Origin of the sequence: Synechococcus sp. R55.8, assembly GCF_047461895.1 — a bacterium.
Lineage (GTDB): Bacteria > Cyanobacteriota > Cyanobacteriia > Thermostichales > Thermostichaceae > Thermostichus.
This window is the reverse complement of the sequence record NZ_JANSIB010000001.1, coordinates 33,869-52,780: the sequence shown is the minus strand read 5'-3', so window position 1 is coordinate 52,780 and position 18,912 is coordinate 33,869. Positions and strand designations below refer to the sequence as shown.

At 59.3% G+C, this 18,912-nt stretch carries 19 protein-coding genes; 5 read left to right on the top strand and 14 right to left on the bottom strand.

What is annotated here, in order from left to right; all coding sequences use genetic code 11:
• Window positions 1-515 precede the first annotated feature (515 nt).
• The 3 genes from NW829_RS00235 (at window position 516) to NW829_RS00225 (ending at window position 2,532) form a co-directional block, all read left to right on the top strand.
• Window positions 516-734, top strand: a complete 219-nt coding sequence (locus NW829_RS00235) for a hypothetical protein (RefSeq protein WP_414331694.1) — start codon at window positions 516-518, stop codon at window positions 732-734.
• 26 nt (window positions 735-760) lie between these two features.
• Window positions 761-2,032, top strand: a complete 1,272-nt coding sequence (locus NW829_RS00230) for an MDR family MFS transporter (RefSeq protein WP_414416172.1) — start codon at window positions 761-763, stop codon at window positions 2,030-2,032.
• Window positions 2,033-2,163: 131 nt separating this feature from the next.
• Window positions 2,164-2,532, top strand: coding sequence for a YccF domain-containing protein (locus NW829_RS00225; RefSeq protein WP_414343163.1), 369 nt, complete (start codon window positions 2,164-2,166; stop codon window positions 2,530-2,532).
• A gap of 147 nt (window positions 2,533-2,679) precedes the next feature.
• Here the strand turns inward: NW829_RS00225 and NW829_RS00220 are convergent, their stop codons facing one another.
• On the bottom strand, window positions 2,680-5,034 hold the full coding sequence (locus NW829_RS00220) for a transglycosylase domain-containing protein (protein ID WP_414416171.1): 2,355 nt from the start codon (window positions 5,032-5,034) through the stop codon (window positions 2,680-2,682).
• A 3-nt stretch (window positions 5,035-5,037) separates the two neighbouring features.
• Window positions 5,038-6,945 carry a serine/threonine-protein kinase gene (locus NW829_RS00215; protein ID WP_414416170.1) on the bottom strand — a complete coding sequence of 636 codons (1,908 nt, stop codon included), beginning with the start codon at window positions 6,943-6,945 and terminating at the stop codon, window positions 5,038-5,040.
• A gap of 131 nt (window positions 6,946-7,076) precedes the next feature.
• Between NW829_RS00215 and NW829_RS00210 the strand changes: the two genes are divergently transcribed.
• On the top strand, window positions 7,077-7,994 hold the full coding sequence (locus NW829_RS00210; protein WP_414343157.1) for a histone deacetylase: 918 nt from the start codon (window positions 7,077-7,079) through the stop codon (window positions 7,992-7,994).
• Between the two features lie 11 nt (window positions 7,995-8,005).
• Here the strand turns inward: NW829_RS00210 and NW829_RS00205 are convergent, their stop codons facing one another.
• From NW829_RS00205 to NW829_RS00150, 12 genes are all read right to left on the bottom strand, one after another.
• Complete coding sequence (locus NW829_RS00205) at window positions 8,006-8,725, bottom strand: PP2C family protein-serine/threonine phosphatase (protein ID WP_414329410.1); 720 nt, start codon at window positions 8,723-8,725, stop codon at window positions 8,006-8,008.
• Window positions 8,725-10,428: an ABC1 kinase family protein gene (locus NW829_RS00200; protein WP_414416169.1), complete on the bottom strand. Its 1,704-nt coding sequence runs from the start codon at window positions 10,426-10,428 to the stop codon at window positions 8,725-8,727. Before NW829_RS00200 ends, NW829_RS00205 begins: the two co-directional genes overlap by 1 nt.
• 29 nt (window positions 10,429-10,457) lie before the next feature.
• Window positions 10,458-10,769 carry a DUF6825 family protein gene (locus tag NW829_RS00195; protein WP_414329408.1) on the bottom strand — a complete coding sequence of 104 codons (312 nt, stop codon included), beginning with the start codon at window positions 10,767-10,769 and terminating at the stop codon, window positions 10,458-10,460.
• Window positions 10,770-10,911: 142 nt separating this feature from the next.
• Window positions 10,912-11,637 carry a phycobilisome rod-core linker polypeptide gene (locus NW829_RS00190; RefSeq protein ID WP_011432578.1) on the bottom strand — a complete coding sequence of 242 codons (726 nt, stop codon included), beginning with the start codon at window positions 11,635-11,637 and terminating at the stop codon, window positions 10,912-10,914.
• A gap of 58 nt (window positions 11,638-11,695) precedes the next feature.
• Window positions 11,696-12,337 carry a HEAT repeat domain-containing protein gene (locus NW829_RS00185; RefSeq protein WP_414416168.1) on the bottom strand — a complete coding sequence of 214 codons (642 nt, stop codon included), beginning with the start codon at window positions 12,335-12,337 and terminating at the stop codon, window positions 11,696-11,698.
• Window positions 12,338-12,412: 75 nt separating this feature from the next.
• Window positions 12,413-13,183 carry a HEAT repeat domain-containing protein gene (locus tag NW829_RS00180; protein ID WP_414399851.1) on the bottom strand — a complete coding sequence of 257 codons (771 nt, stop codon included), beginning with the start codon at window positions 13,181-13,183 and terminating at the stop codon, window positions 12,413-12,415.
• Window positions 13,184-13,256: 73 nt separating this feature from the next.
• Window positions 13,257-13,526: a phycobilisome linker polypeptide gene (locus NW829_RS00175; protein ID WP_011432575.1), complete on the bottom strand. Its 270-nt coding sequence runs from the start codon at window positions 13,524-13,526 to the stop codon at window positions 13,257-13,259.
• Window positions 13,527-13,841: 315 nt separating this feature from the next.
• Complete coding sequence (locus tag NW829_RS00170) at window positions 13,842-14,330, bottom strand: phycocyanin subunit alpha (RefSeq protein ID WP_011432574.1); 489 nt, start codon at window positions 14,328-14,330, stop codon at window positions 13,842-13,844.
• A gap of 145 nt (window positions 14,331-14,475) precedes the next feature.
• Complete coding sequence (locus NW829_RS00165) at window positions 14,476-14,997, bottom strand: phycocyanin subunit beta (RefSeq protein ID WP_414343171.1); 522 nt, start codon at window positions 14,995-14,997, stop codon at window positions 14,476-14,478.
• A gap of 391 nt (window positions 14,998-15,388) precedes the next feature.
• A complete protein-coding gene (trpA, locus tag NW829_RS00160) occupies window positions 15,389-16,204 on the bottom strand; it encodes a tryptophan synthase subunit alpha (RefSeq protein ID WP_414416167.1) in 816 nt (271 codons plus the stop codon).
• A 61-nt stretch (window positions 16,205-16,265) separates the two neighbouring features.
• A complete protein-coding gene (locus NW829_RS00155; protein WP_414416166.1) occupies window positions 16,266-17,681 on the bottom strand; it encodes an ABC transporter substrate-binding protein in 1,416 nt (471 codons plus the stop codon).
• Window positions 17,682-17,812: 131 nt separating this feature from the next.
• Window positions 17,813-18,028: a hypothetical protein gene (locus NW829_RS00150; RefSeq protein WP_011430147.1), complete on the bottom strand. Its 216-nt coding sequence runs from the start codon at window positions 18,026-18,028 to the stop codon at window positions 17,813-17,815.
• Between the two features lie 28 nt (window positions 18,029-18,056).
• Between NW829_RS00150 and NW829_RS00145 the strand changes: the two genes are divergently transcribed.
• The gene (locus tag NW829_RS00145) at window positions 18,057-18,905 is read left to right on the top strand and encodes a class I SAM-dependent methyltransferase (protein ID WP_414416165.1); all 849 of its coding nucleotides are present in this window, start codon (window positions 18,057-18,059) and stop codon (window positions 18,903-18,905) included.
• Window positions 18,906-18,912 lie beyond the last annotated feature (7 nt).

The window sequence follows — 18,912 nt, the reverse complement described above, 5'->3', positions numbered from 1 at the left end:
GTTTTCTCGCCCCCCTGGGTTGCAGCCTTCTCAGCTGGCCTTGCAGGGCTTTGAAGCCCTTGGGCCGTTCCCAAAAGCGCCCTCTGAAGTCGTCAGGAATTGCTCCAAAACCAGGTCAATCCCCGTCGTCCGCCCGTGAGCTGGTTTGTTGGGAGGCATCTGGATAAGCCCAGTACTTGTAGGTTACCGCCAGCATAAGTAGGCTTTACTACAGATTTCGCTCAGGGGTATGGCGGGGATCCATGTATCCCAGTGCTCACCCTGCGGCTAGAGCATGGGACCTATTGCCCCCGCACCCCCGTTAGTTAAAATTGTTGGTACTAGAACTGTAAGGCACAGCTTCTTCTAGCTTTGTCCAGGTTTGCGGCTGAGCTACAGGTGCTCTGTTGTGGGCAAAGGGAACTTGCGCCTCGGCTGCAGCAAGCAAGATGGGGGTTGGCTTCCTGCTCAGCAGGTTTTGGGAAAGGTTGAAGGTTGTAAGTTGGCTCAGAAAAGGACTGGGTGTTTTGGGGCAGATGAAAAGTAGCTTAGTGCAGCTCGATTATCGAGTTTATAAGTTGGCGCGGCTGTTGAGCGAATATTTGGAGTTGGGGAAATGGGTTGCCCTGTCTGCTGGCTCGCTGGGTGAAGAGCCTTCTGGCAACGAACATCAAGCCTGGCTGCACAAATTTTCAGTTTACTTGTCAGAGCAGGCTCCTTGCCCTGGCCTCAAGGATCGGGATCCCGTAGGCTAGGTAGGCCCTCCCCTGCTGCACTCAACATGTGGATCCCTTCTTGGTGGCCGAAGCTCAGTTTTCAGGTTTGGCTGATCTTTATCGGTCGGCTGCTTTCCCAAACTGGAACCGGCTTTACCTTGTTTTATGCCAGTCTCTTTTTTGTGAATCAGGTGGGGCTGACCGCCACCCAAGTGGGCCTGGGGCTAGGCATTATGGCTTTTGCCGGGGTGTTTGGCCGCATCCTGGGCGGCTCGATGGCCGATGGAGCTTGGGGGCGCCGTTCCACTTTGATCCTCTCTCTGGCTATTTCCACCTTGGGGTCGTTTGGGTTTGCGCTCTCCTATGACTTCTGGAGTTTTGCCCTGGCCAATATGGCTGCAGGCTTGGGGCAGGGGTTGTACTGGCCGCCTGCGGAAGCGATTGTAGCAGATCTAACCACTCGTGAGCAGCGCAACGAAGCCTACGCTCTCAACCGTCTGGGGGATAACCTGGGCCTCAGCCTTGGGGTGGCTATGGCCAGCACGCTGGTGGCTCTGACGGGGGCCTATCGGCTCTTGTTTGTAATCGACGGTGTCACTTTTCTAATCTTTCTGGCAGTACTTTGGTTTTTTATCCGGGAAACTCGGGCGACTTGTCCGGCAGCAGAGCCTGTGTTGGCAGGTTGGAAAACCGCCCTTAGAGATCGCTCCCTTTTGGTGTTTGGCCTGTCGAATATCCTGTTCACCACCTATGTGGCCCAGCTCAGCAGCAGCATGCCCCTTTACTTCCGCAATGGGGTAGGGATCCCAGAGGTGCAAATCGGCATTTTGTTTGCCTTGCATGGGGCCTTGATCGCTCTGCTGCAGATGCCGGTGGCCCGTTGGTTGAATCGCCGGACGCGCATCCAAGGGTTGCAGGGATCCGCCCTGATGTGGGGGGTGGGATTTCTTTTGGTTTGGCTTAGCGGTCTGGCGGCGGGATTGGGGTCGGTGGTGGCAGTCTTGGCGCTGGCGGTGCTCTCTTTGGCGTTGGTGAGCTACAACCCCTCTGCCTCTGCTTTGGTGGCGGATTTGGCACCGGATCACTTGCGGGGAGTGTATCTGTCGGTCAACTCCCTCTGCTGGGCGGCGGGGTTTGCTCTTGGCCCAATGATTGGGGGGATGGCCTTGGACTTGCCGCAACCGTGGGCAAGCGGGTTGTGGATCTTTTGGGTGATCACCGTCAGTTGGGTTTGGGGGATCCTCCGCTTTCTGAACCGCATTCTGCCCTGCAAGGTGAATAGGGCCGCAGTGCCTCCGGTGATGGAGCCCGCTCCCCTCGGTGACGCAGAACGCTAGAGCCCAGGAAAGAAGCAGATTTTGGGATCCCAGTCTTGGCCAACAGCTGGTTAGAGTATGGATGTCGAACAGGAAGGCTAGTTCTGCTCTTGTACCCTGCAATTTGGTCTCAACGGTGGAGGATCTGAATCATGAGCTTGATTGGCAACATCATCTGGCTAATCTTCGGGGGTTTGCTGACAGGTTTGGGCTACATCTTAGGAGGACTGAGCCTTTGCCTGACAATCATCGGCATTCCCTTTGGCTGGCAGAGCATCAAACTGGGGTTTGCAGTGCTTGCCCCCTTCGGAAAGGAAGTGGTGGAGTATCCCGATGCCAACAGCCCGCTGCTGCTGATCTTTAACGTCATCTGGCTATTGCTGTTTGGCTGGCCGTTGGTGCTTAACCATCTCTTCTGGGCTGTGATTCTGGCAATCACCATTGTTGGGATCCCCTTTGCCAAACAACACATGAAGTTAATTATTTTGTCGTTGTTGCCCTTTGGCCGAGATCTGCGCTGAGAAAGTGGGTGAACCTAGATTGTGGGTTTATTGAGGGGTACGGCCAAACTGGTTATTAGGCATTTCTCACTTGGGATGCAGGAGAGTTTTCTGTCGGGTTGTCAGGATTTGGGGTTGCCAATTGCCAAGGCTGCTCTCGGAGTTGCTCTATTGAACCATCGTCAAACTATTGGTAATGACTTGCCTCGTGTAATTTCCCCAAGTTTGAGCAGCTATGCTGCTGCTTCCTCGTGTTGGGCTGGAGTCATCATTGCCCAACCAAACGCCGGTCACCAGAGGAGGGTTGGGCGTGTAGCCGATAAAGAGCAGATCCTTGTTGGCGGTGGTGGTGCCGGTTTTACCGGCTTCTCCAATGCCGAGCCCGGCAGCAGTGCCGGTGCCGGAGCTGATCACCCCTTGCAGTACGGCTGTCATCTGTTGGGCGACGGTTTCTGGCAGGACAAGTCGCTGAGAACGGGGATCCTCCCGACCAGGGTAAATCTCACGGCAGGTGCGAAAGTCGTTGGGGTTGGCGCAATCGCTGCTATCCAAGATGCGGCGGATGGTGTGGGGCCTTGACCAAAGGCCACGATTGGCAAAAGGAGTGAAGGCTGCTGTCAACTCCAGCAAGTTCACCTCCATGGTGCCAATCACCATAGAAGGATAGGGTTGCAATGGCGATTGGATGCCCATTTGCCGGGCCGTCGCCACCACTTGCTCTAGACCTACTTGTTGGGCCAACCGCAGGGCAATCACGTTTTCGGAGAGGATCAGGCCGCGGGCCAAATCCATAGGGGCCGATCCCGAGCGACAGCCCCGAAAGGTGAGGTTGCCCCAGGTGAGGGGCTCGCAAGACAACACTTGGGAGAGAGGGATCCCCTGGGTGAGGGCAGCCGCATAGGTGAACACTTTGAAGGTGGAGCCCGGCTGCCTTTGAGCTTGGGTAGCCCGGTTGAAGGGGCTGGCGTTGTAGTCGATCCCGCCCACCAAAGCCAGCACTTCGCCGTTGCGGCTGTCGAGACTGACCAAAGCGCCTTGGCTGAAGCCCAAGCGGGATCCCGACTCGCGCACCGTTTGGGCCAGGACTTGCTCTGCCAAACGCTGGTAGGGCAAATGCACCGTGGTTTCGATGATGAAGTTGCCCTCTGCCGAGAGGTCTTGGCCCAAGAGCTGCCGCAGCTCCTGGAAGACGGCACTGTAAAAGTAGGGAGCAACTGTCGAGGTTTGGGAGCGCAAATGGGGGTTGAGGGTGAGGCGACTGCGCCGGGCCCGCCGAATCTCCTCTTCGGGGAAGACTTTCAGCTCGCTCAGGCGATCCAACACCCGATCCCGGCCCCGAACGGCGGCATCATAGTTGGCGACGGGGTTAAAGGCATTGGGCGCGGGCAAAATGGCCGCCAGAGTCGCAGCTTCGGAAAGGCTGAGCTGGCGGCTTGGGATCCCGAAATAGAACTGGGCAGCAGTTTCAAAGCCGTAGATGCCGTTGCCCAGGTAAACATTGTTGAGGTAGAGAGCGAGGATTTCGTCTTTGCTGTAGCGCTGTTCCAGCTTCAGGGCAGCGACGGCCTCCCGCAGCTTGCGCCCGAAGGTGTTGCCGGAGCCGGTGTAGTCCCGCAGCACGGTGCGGGCCAGTTGTTGGCTGATGGAGCTGCCCCCCTGCTGCACTTCCCCCGAGCGCAGGTTCACCCAAAAGGCGCGGGCAATGCCCAGCAGATCCACCCCAAAGTGGGAGTAAAAGCGGTGATCTTCGGCGGCGACCACCACCTTGGGCAGAATTGGGCCAAAAGCTTCTAGGTTGGGCAGCTCCCGGTAGGTGTCCCCCTGATGGCGGCGCAGCTCCGTCTGCTGATCCCCGGCCAGGACGATCAGGGGGTTGCGATCCGCGGAGAGGGGTGGCTCCACTGAGAACTTGCTCCACTCATGGCCGATCCAAATCCTTGCCCCCAGCCCCAAGACTACCATCAGGATGAGGCAGCCACGCACCCCATACACCTGTGGTGGGGGTGGATCCAGCACTTGAATCCAGACGCTCTCCGGATCCCGAGGCGGGCCAAGGCTCAGTTGCTGGCCATGCCGCAAGATCACCCGGCGCACCCGCTCGGCGCCACCGAAGGGTTTGAGGCGGAAAACGCCGTTGGTCGAGTCTTGATCTTCTAGCTGGTAGCGACCGGCATTCCACCCCAGCCAGTAGAGAATAGGGGGCAACGGGATCCGCCAACCCAGACCGGGCAGGCGCCAATCCGGGCGAGGACGGATGTGGGCGTGGAGATGGCTCACCGCGGGGGCAGGGATGCGAATGGTGGCCACCGTCTGGCTGCGACCGAGAATGTCGGATCCCTTCAGGGCAACCACCTGGGGGGGCTCTCCTGGGCAGGTAATCCGCAGGCGCACCGGGCGCTTGGGGGGAGGAGGTTCGGGGGGTTTGAGGAGAGCTGTAGGCCCGACAGGGAAAGGCCTCGCCAGAGTTTTGAAGAAGCGAGCGACGGTGCTCAACAGCGGCTTTTTGTCTTCAGAAGCAGACATGGCTCAGTCCCCCCGCAATTCGCGCGCACGGCGCAGCAGCTCCTGCATGGTCTGGCCGGGACGAGGGCCGCCTGCTGCTGAATTGAGGTTACGGGCCTTGGGAGGCCGGGCAACGGGGGCAGCCGGGGGTAGGGTAGGAGAGGAGGGGGAAGGTGGTGGAGCACCGCTGGGCAGCGTGGGATCCCAGAGGGCCATGTAAAGATGGCCTTGGGCGTTGCGTTCGATCCTGCCGGCCCAGGGGCCAACGCGGAATTGCACTCGCCCGGAACGTCCCTCGCGCACAGCCTGCAGTTCTCGCTGCAGTTGAGCAGGCAAGGGGGCTTGCAGCATATCCTCCAAGAGTCCTTCCACTTGCGGGGTGGGTACGCCATCGGTGACGGTGGCTTCGGTTTGCCGCAGGGCCAGACTGGATGCGTCGTAGAGCAGGCCCAGGTTCACCCCGCCAAGGCGATACAGGTCATACACGGTGTTGGGCCAAGCACCATGCCCCTGCTGGTTGGGGGATCCCAGGCTGGCCCGTACCGTCTCGCGGGAAGTCTCCAGGGGAAAGGCGCGAAACACCGGCTCGCTCCTGTTGTAGGGTTCCAGCTCCGGCGCGGGATCCCGCCGTCCGTTCTGCTCTGAAGCCAAAACAAGGGGCTCAGGGACAAGCTCCCCAGGCATAGGATGGGCATTCTCTGGGGCAATGGGATCTTCCACTGCCGGACGAGATCCTGGCCCGGAAACACGGGGGGCCGAGGGGCGCTGCAGCAACTGTCCCCATTGCCAACTCACCAAAACCCAGCCCAGCAGCCCGCCCATCAGAAAGGGAATCAGGCGCACCCAAAGCAGGGATCCCCCGTTCTCGACCTCCGTGGCCGCCGTCAAGGGCCTGAGCCGCAGAGTACCTGATGCGGCCAAGGGCGGCGCAACAGCAGTGGGGTCTCCAGAAAGTGGGCCAGAGGCAACACTTCCAGAGGAGATCAGCGGAGATTGAAGGGCAACGGTCTCTGGAGATCCTTTTTGGGATCCCTGTGCTCTGGCTTGAATGTGCTCCAGCTCCGTCAACACGTTAGCCACCGATTGCGGGCGGGCGGCAGGATCTTTGGCCAGGCAACTGAGGATCAAGTCGGATAAACCGGCGGGCAGCGGAAACTTCAGTCCCCAGTCTTCTAGAGGGATGGGCCGGTGCTTGTGGTGGGCCTGGTACCAGCCCGGGAAAGATTCGGTGGTGGGCTTGAGGGGCATCTGGCCAGACACCATCTGGTACAGCATGATCCCGAAGCTGTAGATGTCGGAACGGACGTCCAGAGGGGATCCCTCCAGTTGTTCTGGGGAAGAATAGGCCAGCGTTCCCAGGTAGGCATGGGTAAAGCTCAAAGATTCATGGCTATTGAGCAGCTTGGCAATGCCGAAATCCACCAGCTTCGCCAGTTCCCCAAAACTGCTATCAGGCACTACAATCACGTTGGCCGGCTTCAAATCGCGGTGGATCACCTGTACCCTTTGCCCTTCCATGAGGATCCCCTCGTGGGCCGCCTTTAACCCCAGGCCAATTTGACGGGCCAGCCGGAAAAAGCGCTCCAAAGGCAAAGCCCCCGCGGCCAGAATATCCTTGAGGGTCTTGCCGTTCAGGTATTCCATCACATAGAAGGGCACCTCATCGGGGGTAATACCATAGTCATTGACTTTGACAATGTGCAGGCTTTTTTGGCCCAAAGCCGCGCAGGCTTTCGCTTCCCGTTCAAAGCGCAGGCGGGTGCGCTGATCCATTGCCGGCTGGGAAAGCAGCTTGACAGCCACTTCCACCCCACCAAAGAGCAAATCTTGAGCCAAATAGACTCGCCCCATGCCCCCCTGTCCCAGCAGATGTACAAGTCGATAACGCTGAGCCAAGAGGCGACCCAAAAAGGGATCCGACGCAGTAAACATAGGGAATCGCGGCGGTACGGAGAACAGGTTTGCAAGAGTCTCGAAGGGATCCGGCAGGAGCGGGCTACCTCTACCATAAGCACTGGAGCCGTCATAGGCCATGCTCGCCGCCGTCAATCCAGTTGCCCTTGATGTCTTTGCCAATTGTTTACCACCCCGACTACAGTGCCCCCCTGCCGCCGGGCCATCGCTTTCCCATGCCGAAATTTCGCCTCTTGCAAGAGCTGCTGCTGCGGGAAGGGGTGATCCGCCCCCAGCAAGTGCACCACCCTGAGCTGCCCCCTCTCGCCTGGATTGAGTCGGTACATACCCCTGAGTACGTCAGGGCCTACTGTGAGGGATCCCTGGAAGCCAAGCTGCAGCGGCGTATCGGCCTGCCCTGGAGCCCAGAGCTGGTACAGCGCACCTGTCGAGCGGTGGGCGGCACCATCCTGACTGCCCAATTGGCCCTGCGCCATGGCTTGGCCTGCAACACCGCCGGTGGCACCCACCATGCCTTCCCCGCCTACGGCTCCGGCTTTTGTATCTTCAACGACCTGGCCATTGCCGCCCAAGTCCTGCTGCAGCAAGGGCTGGTGCAAAGGCTCTTGATCGTGGATTTGGATGTCCACCAGGGAGACGGCACTGCTTGGATCTTTCGCTCCGAGCCGCGGGTGTTCACCTTTTCCATGCACTGCGAGGCCAACTTCCCCGCCACCAAACAACAGAGCGACCTGGACGTGCCCCTGCCAGTAGGCATGGAAGATGAAGCCTATCTCCAGACTTTGGCCGACCACTTGCCCGATCTGTTGGCTCAGGTGCGCCCTGACCTGGTGCTCTACGATGCCGGTGTGGATCCCCACGAAGAAGACCTCTTGGGCAAGCTGGCCCTTAGCGACCAGGGCCTGTTTCGGCGGGACATGCAAGTGCTGAACACTTGTCTAAAGCAGGGCTATCCTGTCGCCTGCGTCATCGGCGGCGGCTACGGCAAAGACCTCAACCGCCTCGTGTATCGCCACTCCCTGCTGCACCGGGCTGCCAGCGAAGTGTACCGCCAATACCGTCTTTAGCCGGGCGCAAACTAGGCGTATTCGGCAATCACTACTGTGATGTTGTCTCGCCCGCCCCGCTCTTTGGCCGCCTCGATGAGCTTTAGGGGAAGTTGCTCCAAATCTTCCACCTGCAGGCAATACTCGATGATCACTTCGTCGTCCAGCTCCTCAGTTAGGCCGTCGCTACACAACAACAGGCGATCCCCTGGGTAAACTGTAATCGGCTGCACAGAAGGTGGACCCGCATCGGGTCGGCCCAGGCAGCGCTCGAGAATATGTCGCCAAGGGTGAATCCGGGCCTGCTCATAGGTCAGCTCCCCCAGTCGAATGGAGCGGGCCACTAAGGTGTGATCCTCGGTCATTTGCTGCATTTCGGATCCCCGTAGGCGATAGAGGCGAGAATCACCGATGTGAGCGCTCCAGCAGTTGCCCTTGGGATCCACCATGGCCACCACCACCGTAGTGCCCATGTCTGCCCGCTCTGGATTTTCCCGCTGATCCTTGAGGATGGCACTGTTGGCTGCTTCTACGGCTTCGCTGAGCAACCGGGGTGCCGGCACGTTTTCCCAGCCTCGATCCAGATATTCTCGGATGGTCTCGACAGCCAACAGGCTGGCTGTAGCCCCGGCAGCATGTCCTCCCATACCATCGGCAACAATAAAGTAGCGTCCCTCCGGATCGCAGTAGTAGGCATCCTGATTGCTGCTGCGGAGCTTGCCGGGATCCGTAGCGCAGGCATATCGTCGCATCACATCAATCGCTCTGACCGATTCAACCTTAAGAGTACTCTGATTAAAGCAAGAGCAGCGAGGGCAGCCAAAACCAAAGTGATAACCGTTAAGGTAGCATGTCCGGCCAAAAAGAGCTGAGTTGCGCTCAAAAAAAAGGCCGCAAACAACACCCCGTAAATGACTCCCAGCCCGGTGTTGTTCAGCTTGCGCAGCAAGCGCTCCGTCTCGCTGGATCGCACCCGCAGGCGTAGCTCCCCTTGTTCTATCTTGCTCAAGGTCAATTCGATCCGGCGGGGCAAACTGAGACTGCTGCTGGTGAACTCAGCCGCTTGACGGCCAACCTGGGCCAAGAGGGTCTCAGTCTCGCTTCCGTTTAAACTCATCAGCTCTTCCGCAAAGGGTTTGGCCACCTCCATAAAGTCGAACTCCGGATCCAACCCTTTCCCCAATCCCTCCAGCGTGGTCAGGGCCCGCATCACAAAAGTAAAGGTAGCCGGGAAACGAAACGGCTGATCGTAGGCCAGCTCGTAAAGGTCTTCGCTAATGGCCGCCACCGAGATTTCTCCCGAGTTGCTGGAAAAGGGTTTGTCCATAAAGTGATCCAGCATGTACTGCACCGAGCGGCGCACCGGAGCCAGATCGGCGGTGGGCACCAGCACCCCCAGTTCCACCAGCGAGGCCACCACCCGATCGGCATTTTTGGAGACCACACCTGCCAGCGTGCCCATCAGCTTTTCTTTCACATCGGAGCGCAGGCGGCCCATCATGCCGAAGTCGTAGAAGATCAGCGTGCCATCGGGCTTCACGGCAATGTTGCCGGGGTGGGGATCGGCGTGAAAAAAGCCATCCTTGAGCAGTTGCCGCAGATAAGCCTCTGCCCCCAGACGAGCCAAAACCTTGCGATCCAACCCTGCCGCACTCAAGGCTTCGTAATCGCTGATTTTGATCCCCGGCAGGTATTCCAATGTCAACAGGCGAGGAGAGGTGTAACGCCAATACACTTTGGGAACAGCAATTTGCGGCATATCCCGAAAGTTGCGACGGAAGGTATCGGCATTGCGGCCCTCATTGAGGTAATCCACCTCTTCCCAGAGGGTGCGCCGACACTCTTCGTAGATGCCGATCCAGTCGCGGCCCGGCCCGCCCCAAGAGGTGCGATACTGAAAGAACTCGGCAATCCCACGGCAGATCTCCAAATCGATGGTGAACAGCCGGGTCAGCCCCGGACGCTGCACCTTCACCACCACCTCTTCCCCGGTTTTGAGCTTGGCGCGATGCACCTGCCCCAAGCTGGCAGCGGCCAAAGGGGTGGGATCAAAGTAGCTGTAGATTTGGGTGATCGGCCTGCCCAGCTCCTGCTGCACGATTGCCGCCACCTGTTCGTAGCTGAAAGCAGGCACCCGATCCTGCAGCTTGGAGAGCTCCTCGACATATTCCGGGGGGAAGAGATCGGCGCGGGTGGAGAAAAACTGCCCCACTTTAATAAAAGTAGGGCCTAAGTTAAGCAGCGTTTCGCGGATCCAAATGGCTCTGGCCCGGCGGCGCTTGGCCTTTCGCTCAGGCGTGGGTTGCCCCCCATAGCTCCAAGCCTGCTGATCCAGCCAAAGGTAAAACAGCCAGGTGAGCACAAATCGCCAAATGTCCAGCATGCGGCCCTGGCGAGTATAGTTCTCCCGGGCCCAGCGGTAGGCGGTATAGGGCTTGACGGGTTGTGATCCCAAAGAAGTCCGGGATCCCAAAAGGCTCGCGTTCAAGCGTTTCGACTCCGGTACTTCTGCAACTCGGAGCGCAACTGCGCCACTTCTGCCCGCAAGTCGTCCAGAGTTGCCTGCAGATCTTCTGTCTGGAAAGGAGGCGGCACCCTTTCCTGGGCGGCCACGGATGCTTCTGCCTCAGCTCGGGTCATGACATCCTGGGCAAAGGTTTGCCAGCCCTCCTGCAGCTCGGCCCACACCTTGCCCACTTCTCCGGCAATATCGGTGAGGGCGCTTTCCAAACGCTCCCGTAGGACATCCGCCACAGCCTTGCCGACAAAAAAAGCCCGCACAACCGGATTCTTCATGCGACCCAAGTGTTAAGAAGCATCACCCAGATTATAACGAATCTTGCCCCAGGCACAGCGGCAGGCCGACCCATCCGAACAGCCTCGGATCGATCGGCCCGGCAGAGCCCGCAAAGGGTTGTCCCCGGAAGCTTGCCCAGTCCTAGCGGCGGCTGGTGGTCATGTCCGGGATCTTCAGATCGAAGACGCTGATGTTTTGCCGTGCAGCCGGCTTGGGATTGAGCATGCGGGCCATGTTGAGGAAGTTTTCTGGATCCCCGGGTTTGGGAGGACGGGTGAGACGATAGGTGCGCACCACTTCCCGCGTCGAGCGCTTCACGCCGGAGACATCGCGCCAACGGGCTCCATAGCGGGGGGTTACCAGGTTGGCGGGCTTTTCCGACAGGCGACGGCGTTGGTAAGGCACCACATCGTCCCCAAAGGCGGCATTGTACTCTTCGCTATCCACCACAGCGTCGATGAAGCCATCTAGCCCCTTGGTGGCAACGATGATGGAGTACTTGATGCGCTCCTGTTGGCTGTAGGTGGGCCGACCCAAAAAGCGCTGGAAGGTGACCTCGATGAAGCGGTAGTTGTCGTTGGGAACCATGACCAGATCCCGGTACACCTCCGACTTGCCCAGGCCGCGCACAAACTCTTTGACCGAGATTGCCCCGTTGCGCAATTGGGACTCCAGAGCTTTTTGCCGATAACTCTCCAGCATCAGATGCTCGCTGAAGATCTGGCGATAGGCGGCGCGAATGATGTTGTCAATTCCTGTCGGGTCGTCAGGACGGTAGACCGGCGGGGTTTCGTCGCTGGGCACAAAGTAGCGAGGCACCCGCTCATTTTGGGTGGTGGGGCGATCGGCAAGCAACGGAAGGGACATAGATGGTGCTCCTAAAAAAACGAGAAAAACTTAAGAAAAACACAGTGGGGCAGGGAAGCTAAGGCTCGGCAGCCAACTCCTGCCGGCTCATCTGGGCGCGGAGAGGGATCAGAGGATCGGCATCTTCCAGGGCCATCTGGAGCGCAGCCTCGACTGAGGGGCGCAGAGATTGTTCACCCTGGCGAGCCAAGTCCGTCAGGGATCCGACGGCGGCATAGCGGACTCCCCAATCGGCATCGGCAAGACATTGCCGCAATAGGTGCAAGGCTCGCTCTTGATCGAGCAAGGGCCGCTTGGCCGCCACTCGTCCTAGCCCACGGGTCGCCGCCCGTCGCACACTGGGGGCAAAGTCCGCTACAATGGCTTCCGCCAAAAAGGGGTAGGCATCCCCATGGCCAATACGGGCCAGAGCCCGCACCGAATAGGCCCGCGCCCCATAGTCAAAACCGTCAATATGGCTCAGCAAGGGCTGCACCGCGGCTTCCCCAAAGCGCAGCACCTCCTCCAGAGCAGCCTCCCCAACTGCAGGGCGATTAAACCCAAAGGCGCGAATTAAGATGGGGATCCCTTCCACTTGGCCCAAAGCGCCCAGCGCCCTCACCACCCGCAGCAAGTCCTCAGGCGACGTGGCCTGCTCCAATTCTGCTGCCAGTTGAGCCACAGCAATGGGAAACGCTTGAGCAGCCGAGGCGGAGGACATAAGCAACGAGTAGTCAAAGGTACAGTTGAAGCATCTGAAATGATCTAAATCAAAGGCACTGAGCGCCCCAAAATCCTAAAAGAGCCTCTCCAGTTGCGGAAGGATCGCTGCCGCCACCTGAGCCGGCGGTACCCGCCCCAACTGAAGCGCCACATCGAACAGCCGCTTCAGAGCATTGATGCGCAGGTTGAGAGCCACGTCGGCTGTGGCCAACAGCGGTGCCCCCGCCACCCATCCCGATTCGGCCAGGTCGAACAAAGCGGCCTGTCGCAAGCTGGAGTTGGAGTGGGCCAGTAGCGCCACCAGGATTTGGGTCAGCTCCTCGGCTTGCGTAAAGCGATAGAGCACCCAAGCCGCTGCCGAACGCACCCGCTCAGAGGGATGGTTCAAAAAGGGCCGGATCGCTGCCTCAGCCTCGGTGGCCTGAAGCTGACCCAAGGCCTCGATAAGGGCTTCCCAGGGCTGCTCCTGCTCGCGGGACTGCAACAGTGCCAGCAAGGGATCCACCGCTCGCTTGTCCCCCAATTGAGCCAAGGCATAGGCAGCCTCTTCCCGCACATGAAAGTCGGTACAAGTGAGCGCCTCGATCAAACCGGGCACGGCCCGCGCATCCCCGATTTGCCCCAGGGCCTTAGCGGCATTGCGGCGCAGAGGATAGCCCCCCAAGGCAGTGCGATCCCGCTCATCCTGCAACGCCAAAAGCAGCGGCTCTACCCCCCTTGGATCCCGAACTGTGCCCAGGTACCAGGCAGCATAGTACCGATCTTGCAAGTCATCCCCCTGCAGCCGGGCTATCGCCTGCTCCCAAGTGAGCTGCTGCGGCAGCACCGCCGTGTTGGATGCCATACGAACCGTTGCAGAGCTGTTCATGACACCTGGGCAACCTTGCCGGTAACTTCAGTCGGCCGTCGGGCCTCCCTCACTCAGCAGCGCCGTTGCCCTGAGCGGGAGAGGCATTGGCTCCCGACAAGGCAGTGACCTGCACGATTTTGCCACCCATCCGCAGAATGCGCTGCATCTCGGCAGACAACCGACTGTAGGGAACAGTGGTGCTCAGGGTGCTGCGGCGAACTTTGGCAGAGGTGGCCAGAGCATCGGGCGGGTTGAGCAGACCGGTGTACTCAACTCGGTAAACCCGGCTGCCGGCTTCTGTCAGGGCTTCAGGGCTGGTGGTGCTTTGACCAAACATCGCTTTCCCCAGGTATCTATGAGACTTCGTTTGGAAGACAGGCAAACTGACCAGCGAACAAGCCGTACCGGCTATTCTCGCGAACCAGCACGCTGCCGTTGGGCAATGCCTACAATCCAAAGGCTAACTACCCCAGACTGGAGAGCAGGCGACCAACCCAACCGGCTTAAGAGAAGCCAAGGCGCCAAACCAACCTGGAAACAGGTGGAATAGACCTCTTTGGAGCCGTCGCCTGCTCTGGAGAGACACACAATTGGAAGACAAAGAAAGAGATCGTCCACTCCCAACAAGCAGGGATCTCTGCCCTGGGATCCCCTAGCTGAGGGCGTTGATGGCGTAATCGAAGTAGATGGCAGCTTCGTTGGCCGCTTGACCGCTCAGCATGCCCAGAGCGCGGCTCTTCATGTACTGCAGAGCCACGATGTACCAGCTGGGAGAGAGGTTAAAGGAGCGGTTCACTTCCCGCAGTCCGGCCACCAGGTATTCATCGAGGGGGCCGGTGCCACCTGCAACCAGAGAATAGGTAATGAAGCGGAGGTAGTAGCCGATGTCGCGGGCACACTTGGCTTGAAACACATCGCCGTGGCCCATTTCACCCGGCTGAGTCAGGTAAGGGAACCTCTTGAACACTTCCTGCACCGCTTCCCGCACCAGAGTTTGCTGGTTGTTGGTTAGGACACGGGCCGCTTCCAGAGAAGCAGCAGCACGCTGGTAACGACCATTCACGGCCTGCAGTTCGCTGGCATTCAGAAAACGCCCTTGATTGTCAGCGGCAGCAATCGCTTCAGTGATGACAGTTTTCACCTTGCAGCTCCTAAATTCATCGATTGTGTTGTTAATGGACGTTCTGTAGGAAAGGCGGACTGGATTTCCACCTGCCTATCAGAAATGAGGGATCTAACGGATCTCAATTCTGAAAGGAACGACCAAGCTGGCTTCGACCCAAAGCTCAAACGATGGCGGCAGCCGCCTTATCGAAGTAGCTGGCCACTTCGCTTTGCAGCGCCGAGCAGTCCCCAGGAGTGATGCCCTTCGGATCCATGATCTTGGCCAGCGCTTCCTTCTTCATAGCAGCAATGGCATTGGCCACAGAAGTGGTGGGCACCCCCAGAGCAATGTAGGTTTCCCGCAGGCCGTTCAGGCAGCGATCTTCCAGCACAGAGCTATCCCCGGCCAAGGTGGCATAGGTGATGTAGCGCAGGATGATCTCCATGTCCCGTAGGCAGGCAGCCATGCGGCGGTTGGTGTAGGCATTGCCGCCGGGAGCGATCAGATCCGGCTCTTGAGCAAACAAAGAGCGAGCTGCATTGGTTACGATTTGGGCGGCATTGCTGGTCATGCGGTTGACAGCATCTAGGCGCTTGTTGCCCTCTGCCACCAAAGCCGCCAAACGGTCAAAGTCTTGGTCACTTAAAAAGGCACCGCGTGCATCTGCCTGAGCGATCACCCGGGTAAAAGCATCTTGCATGATGGATCTCCTTCTGGTCTTTCCAAAAAGTGGTGAGCGACTGGCTGAACCTCCCAAAAGCCGAATCCCAAGCTTTTTTGCGGGATCCTCTTTGACCCCCAAAAATCAAGGATTCCGTGGCAGCAGACCCCCCACCGAACCCCTAAATTTTTAGATAGGTCAAGAACCTCTGCGACTTTCAGACAGCCGAGCATCCAGCCTAATTTTATATCGCGGGATGGATGAGTGTTTTGTGAAGATTTGCAAACCTACCAACCCCAAAATGTCTGCCTAGGCTGGGATCCCTGGACTATGGGGCGCAGCAGGGGGAAATGGGTCTGCGGGCTGGCTCACAAAATGTAAACATTTGTTTTGAGATGGAAGCAGTCTGAGTGGGCACCTTCCTGAACAGAAGTTAACACTCTGGAGTGGTCACCTCTTGCAGGGCCGCTTTGAGGGCTCGACAAAAGTGAGCTATTTGTTGCAGTCCTTCTTCAGGCGTGGGGCCTTTGGCCAGCCGTTGCACAAATGCGCTGCCCACAATCGCCGCATCTGCTCCCCAGAGAGCGATCTGGCGGGCCTGGTCTGGAGTGGAGATGCCGAAGCCCACCCCAATCGGCAGAGGGGTTTGTTGGCGCAGTTGCTGCAGCAAAGTCGGGATCCGCTTTTCCAGGGTGGCCCGTTCGCCGGTAACGCCGGTAGTGCTCACCAAGTAGACAAAGCCACTGGACTGCTGGGCGATGCGGCGCATGCGCTCTGGGGGGCTGGTAGGTGCCACCAGCAGGATGAGGTCGATCCCTTCGGCCTGGACTGCTTGTCGCAGGGATCCCGCCTCTTCCAGAGGCAGATCGGGGACGACCAAGCCGGCACAGCCGGCCTGCCGCAGTTGATGCAGAAAGTTGGGGATGCCGAGCTGGTGGATGGGGTTGTAGTAGGTGAACAGGATCAGGGGGGCCTGCAGCGAGAGACAGCGCAAGCCTTGTAGAATGGCGCCCAAAGTGACTCCCCGACTGAGGGCGCGGGTGGCTGCTGCTTGGATCACCGGCCCATCCGCCAAGGGATCCGAGTAGGGTACCCCCAGCTCGATAAGATCGGCGCCGCTCTGATCCAGAACCTGCAAAGCCTCAAAGGTGGTTTCCAAGTTGGGATCCCCAGCGGTGAGGTAGGGGATGAGGGCTTTTTCACCACGGCTGCGCAGCGCCTGAAAGCAGGCTGTGATCCGAGTGGGCATGGGATCCATTCGATTCTGAGGAGATTGAGAGCATCCCCCACTGTAGCGTCTGCCGGGATCCCTAGGGGAGAGGCACAAAATCGTAGCCGGTACCGGAGCGGTTGCCGGGCTCAACCCGCACCAGCACATGGGGAGCATTGCGGTCGCCGGAGGGCAAGAAGCGCACTTCTCCGGAAGCGCCGTCCGGCAAGCGGAAGTTCGGGTCGCCCAGGGCGGCGAGAACAGCGCTGCGGCTGGGGGATCCCTGCTGGATGGCTCGCAAAAAAGCCCGGGTGGCGTCGTAGGCCAGAGCGGTGCGCCAGCTCACCTGCCCTCCCCAGAGCTGGGCTGCCTTCTGGGCAAACTCGCGGTTGCGAGGCACCTGAGGATGCCAGGGCACCGCCACCACCAAGCCTTCTACCGCTGCTCCCCCGTCTTGCAACGTGGCGAGGCTGAAGAGCACATCGCCGCCCAGAAGAGCAAGGGGCTTACCAGCTACAGCGTTCTCGCGGGCTACGGCCAGCGCTTTTTCGGCTACGGAAGCCGTGGGAGCTAAAAAAGCTACCTGGGCTCCTTGGCTGACGGCCCTTTGCAGGCTGGCCTGGGGGTTGAAGTCCGACGCCGATAAGTCGAACTCCGCCAGCACGATGCCCCCTTCGCTGGTCAGGGTGGAGGCAAAGGCATCGCGCAAGCTGGAGCTGTAGGCGCTGTTGGGGTTGTAGAAGATGGCCACCCTTTGCAACCGCAACGTGTTGAGAGCATAACGGGCCAGTTGCGTGCCGGCCACTTGATCCGAGGGCACGGTGCGAAAAATGGCATCCCCCAGCATGCTGATGCGAGTGCTGGTGGAGGTGGAGGAGATCATCGCCAAGCCGGCAGGCTGATAAACCTCGGCTGCAGCCAGGGTGGCGTCGCTGGTGTTATGGCCGATCACGCCCAAGATCTCAGGCTGCGCCACCAGGGCTTTGGCCACCGCTGCTGCTCGCTCAGGGTTATCGCCATCGTCGGCAATCACTACCCGCAGCAGCCGTCCTCCGATTCCCCCCTGTTGGAAAAGCTCCTCCTGAGCTTGCGCCACCCCGCGCAGGGTCTCTTTGGCGCGGTTGGGGTTGCTGGAGATGGGCACCACCACCGCCAGGCTCAAGGGACTGCCCTGCTGCTGGGCACGGGCATTGTTCAAGAAAATGCGAGCTTCCGGGTCGTTGCGGTTGCTTTGCAGACCCATTTCCAACACCGAGATGGCCGCGCTGAGGTTACCTTGGCGCAACAGCTCTGCAGCGGCAACGGCAGCGGGACTGCTATCGGCAAACAAGGTGCGCTCGCCGCTGGTCAGGAGCAGATCTTGTGCTCCACCCCCCAACCCTGGCAGCGATACTGGCGGTAGAGAAATGCCTTCCGGCCAGCGAACATAGCCCGCCCGCCAAGCACGATGACCGCCCCAGAGTAGCAATAGCCCCAAGGCAATGTAGACAATGGGTGGTGGAGACTTGGCAACCATATATAGAGAGAGAAAACGCTAGCTTTTGGCCAGCAAAGACACTGCTTGTATCCTCAGGAATCCTCAAAAGTCATCTTTCCAAGGATCTCTAAGGATCTCCGACTATGCATCAGCATGAGTGCGGGAGTATGTCACGGATCGGGACGGTAGGAAGGGCTGTTGCGGTATTGGCGCTCTAGCTGCTCCACAATGGAAATGGGAACGGATGAGGTCTCGGAGGGCTCTTCTGGCGAGGTGCCGATCTGCGTCTCGGTCTCCACATTGAACTGCCGAGATGTTGCCCAAACCACTGCTGCAATCAGCAAAAGGACGATAGCGGCACCGTAAAGAAAGGCGACGATGGCCATCGGGTCAATGGTTTAGCTTTCCCCTTCCATGATAAAGGCTGTCGAGAATTACCCACTTCAGGATCCCTTAGAGCAAGCCCTATGGGACTGGCACCGAGGAGAGGCCAAGGGATCCCTGCTCTTGCATGCCTACGGCCTGGAGGGGATCCCGTTGGCGGAAGAGCCCCAGGTGGTCTCCCCAGAGGTGTTCTTCACCCAGGAGCTGCCGGAGGTGGAGGCCATGGCTTTGGATCTATGCCGCGGTCGGGTGCTGGACATCGGCGCCGGCACGGGCCGCCACAGCCTGCTGCTGCAGGAGGAAGGATTGGCCGTGGCTGCCTTGGATCGCTCCCCTGTGGCTTTGCAGATTATGGCAGAGCGGGGGGTGCGCTGCCGCATTGCCGCCGATCTTTTCCACTGGCCGGGGCCGGAGGATCCCTTCGATACCCTACTCCTGCTGATGAACGGCGTCGGCTTGGCGGGATCCCTGTCGGGCTTGGAGCGTTTTTTGCGCCTGGCTCGCCACTGGGTTCAGCCCACTGGCCAGTTGCTCCTGGATTCCACCGATTTGAGCGATGCCAGCGACCTCGCAGATCTGCGGAATCTGCCGGCAGAAGAGGGAGGGCGTTTAGAAAACTTGGAAGATCCCTCTGGCAAGCTGGCCGCTCCTGCCCACCTCGAAGCAGGTGGCTCAGAAGATTGGCAGGAAGGGAGCGAGGCAAAAGCCAAGGTAGTGAACTTTGTAGCCGAGTACAACGGCCAGCGGGGGGATCCCTTTCCCTGGCTATTTGTAGATCCGGAAACCCTGCTGCAGTGTGCCCACGCCAACGGCTGGCAGGGGCAGATTGTCTATCAAGAGCCGGAGGGGGCTTTTCTGGCACGCCTCACCCCCTTCTGAAGGACTC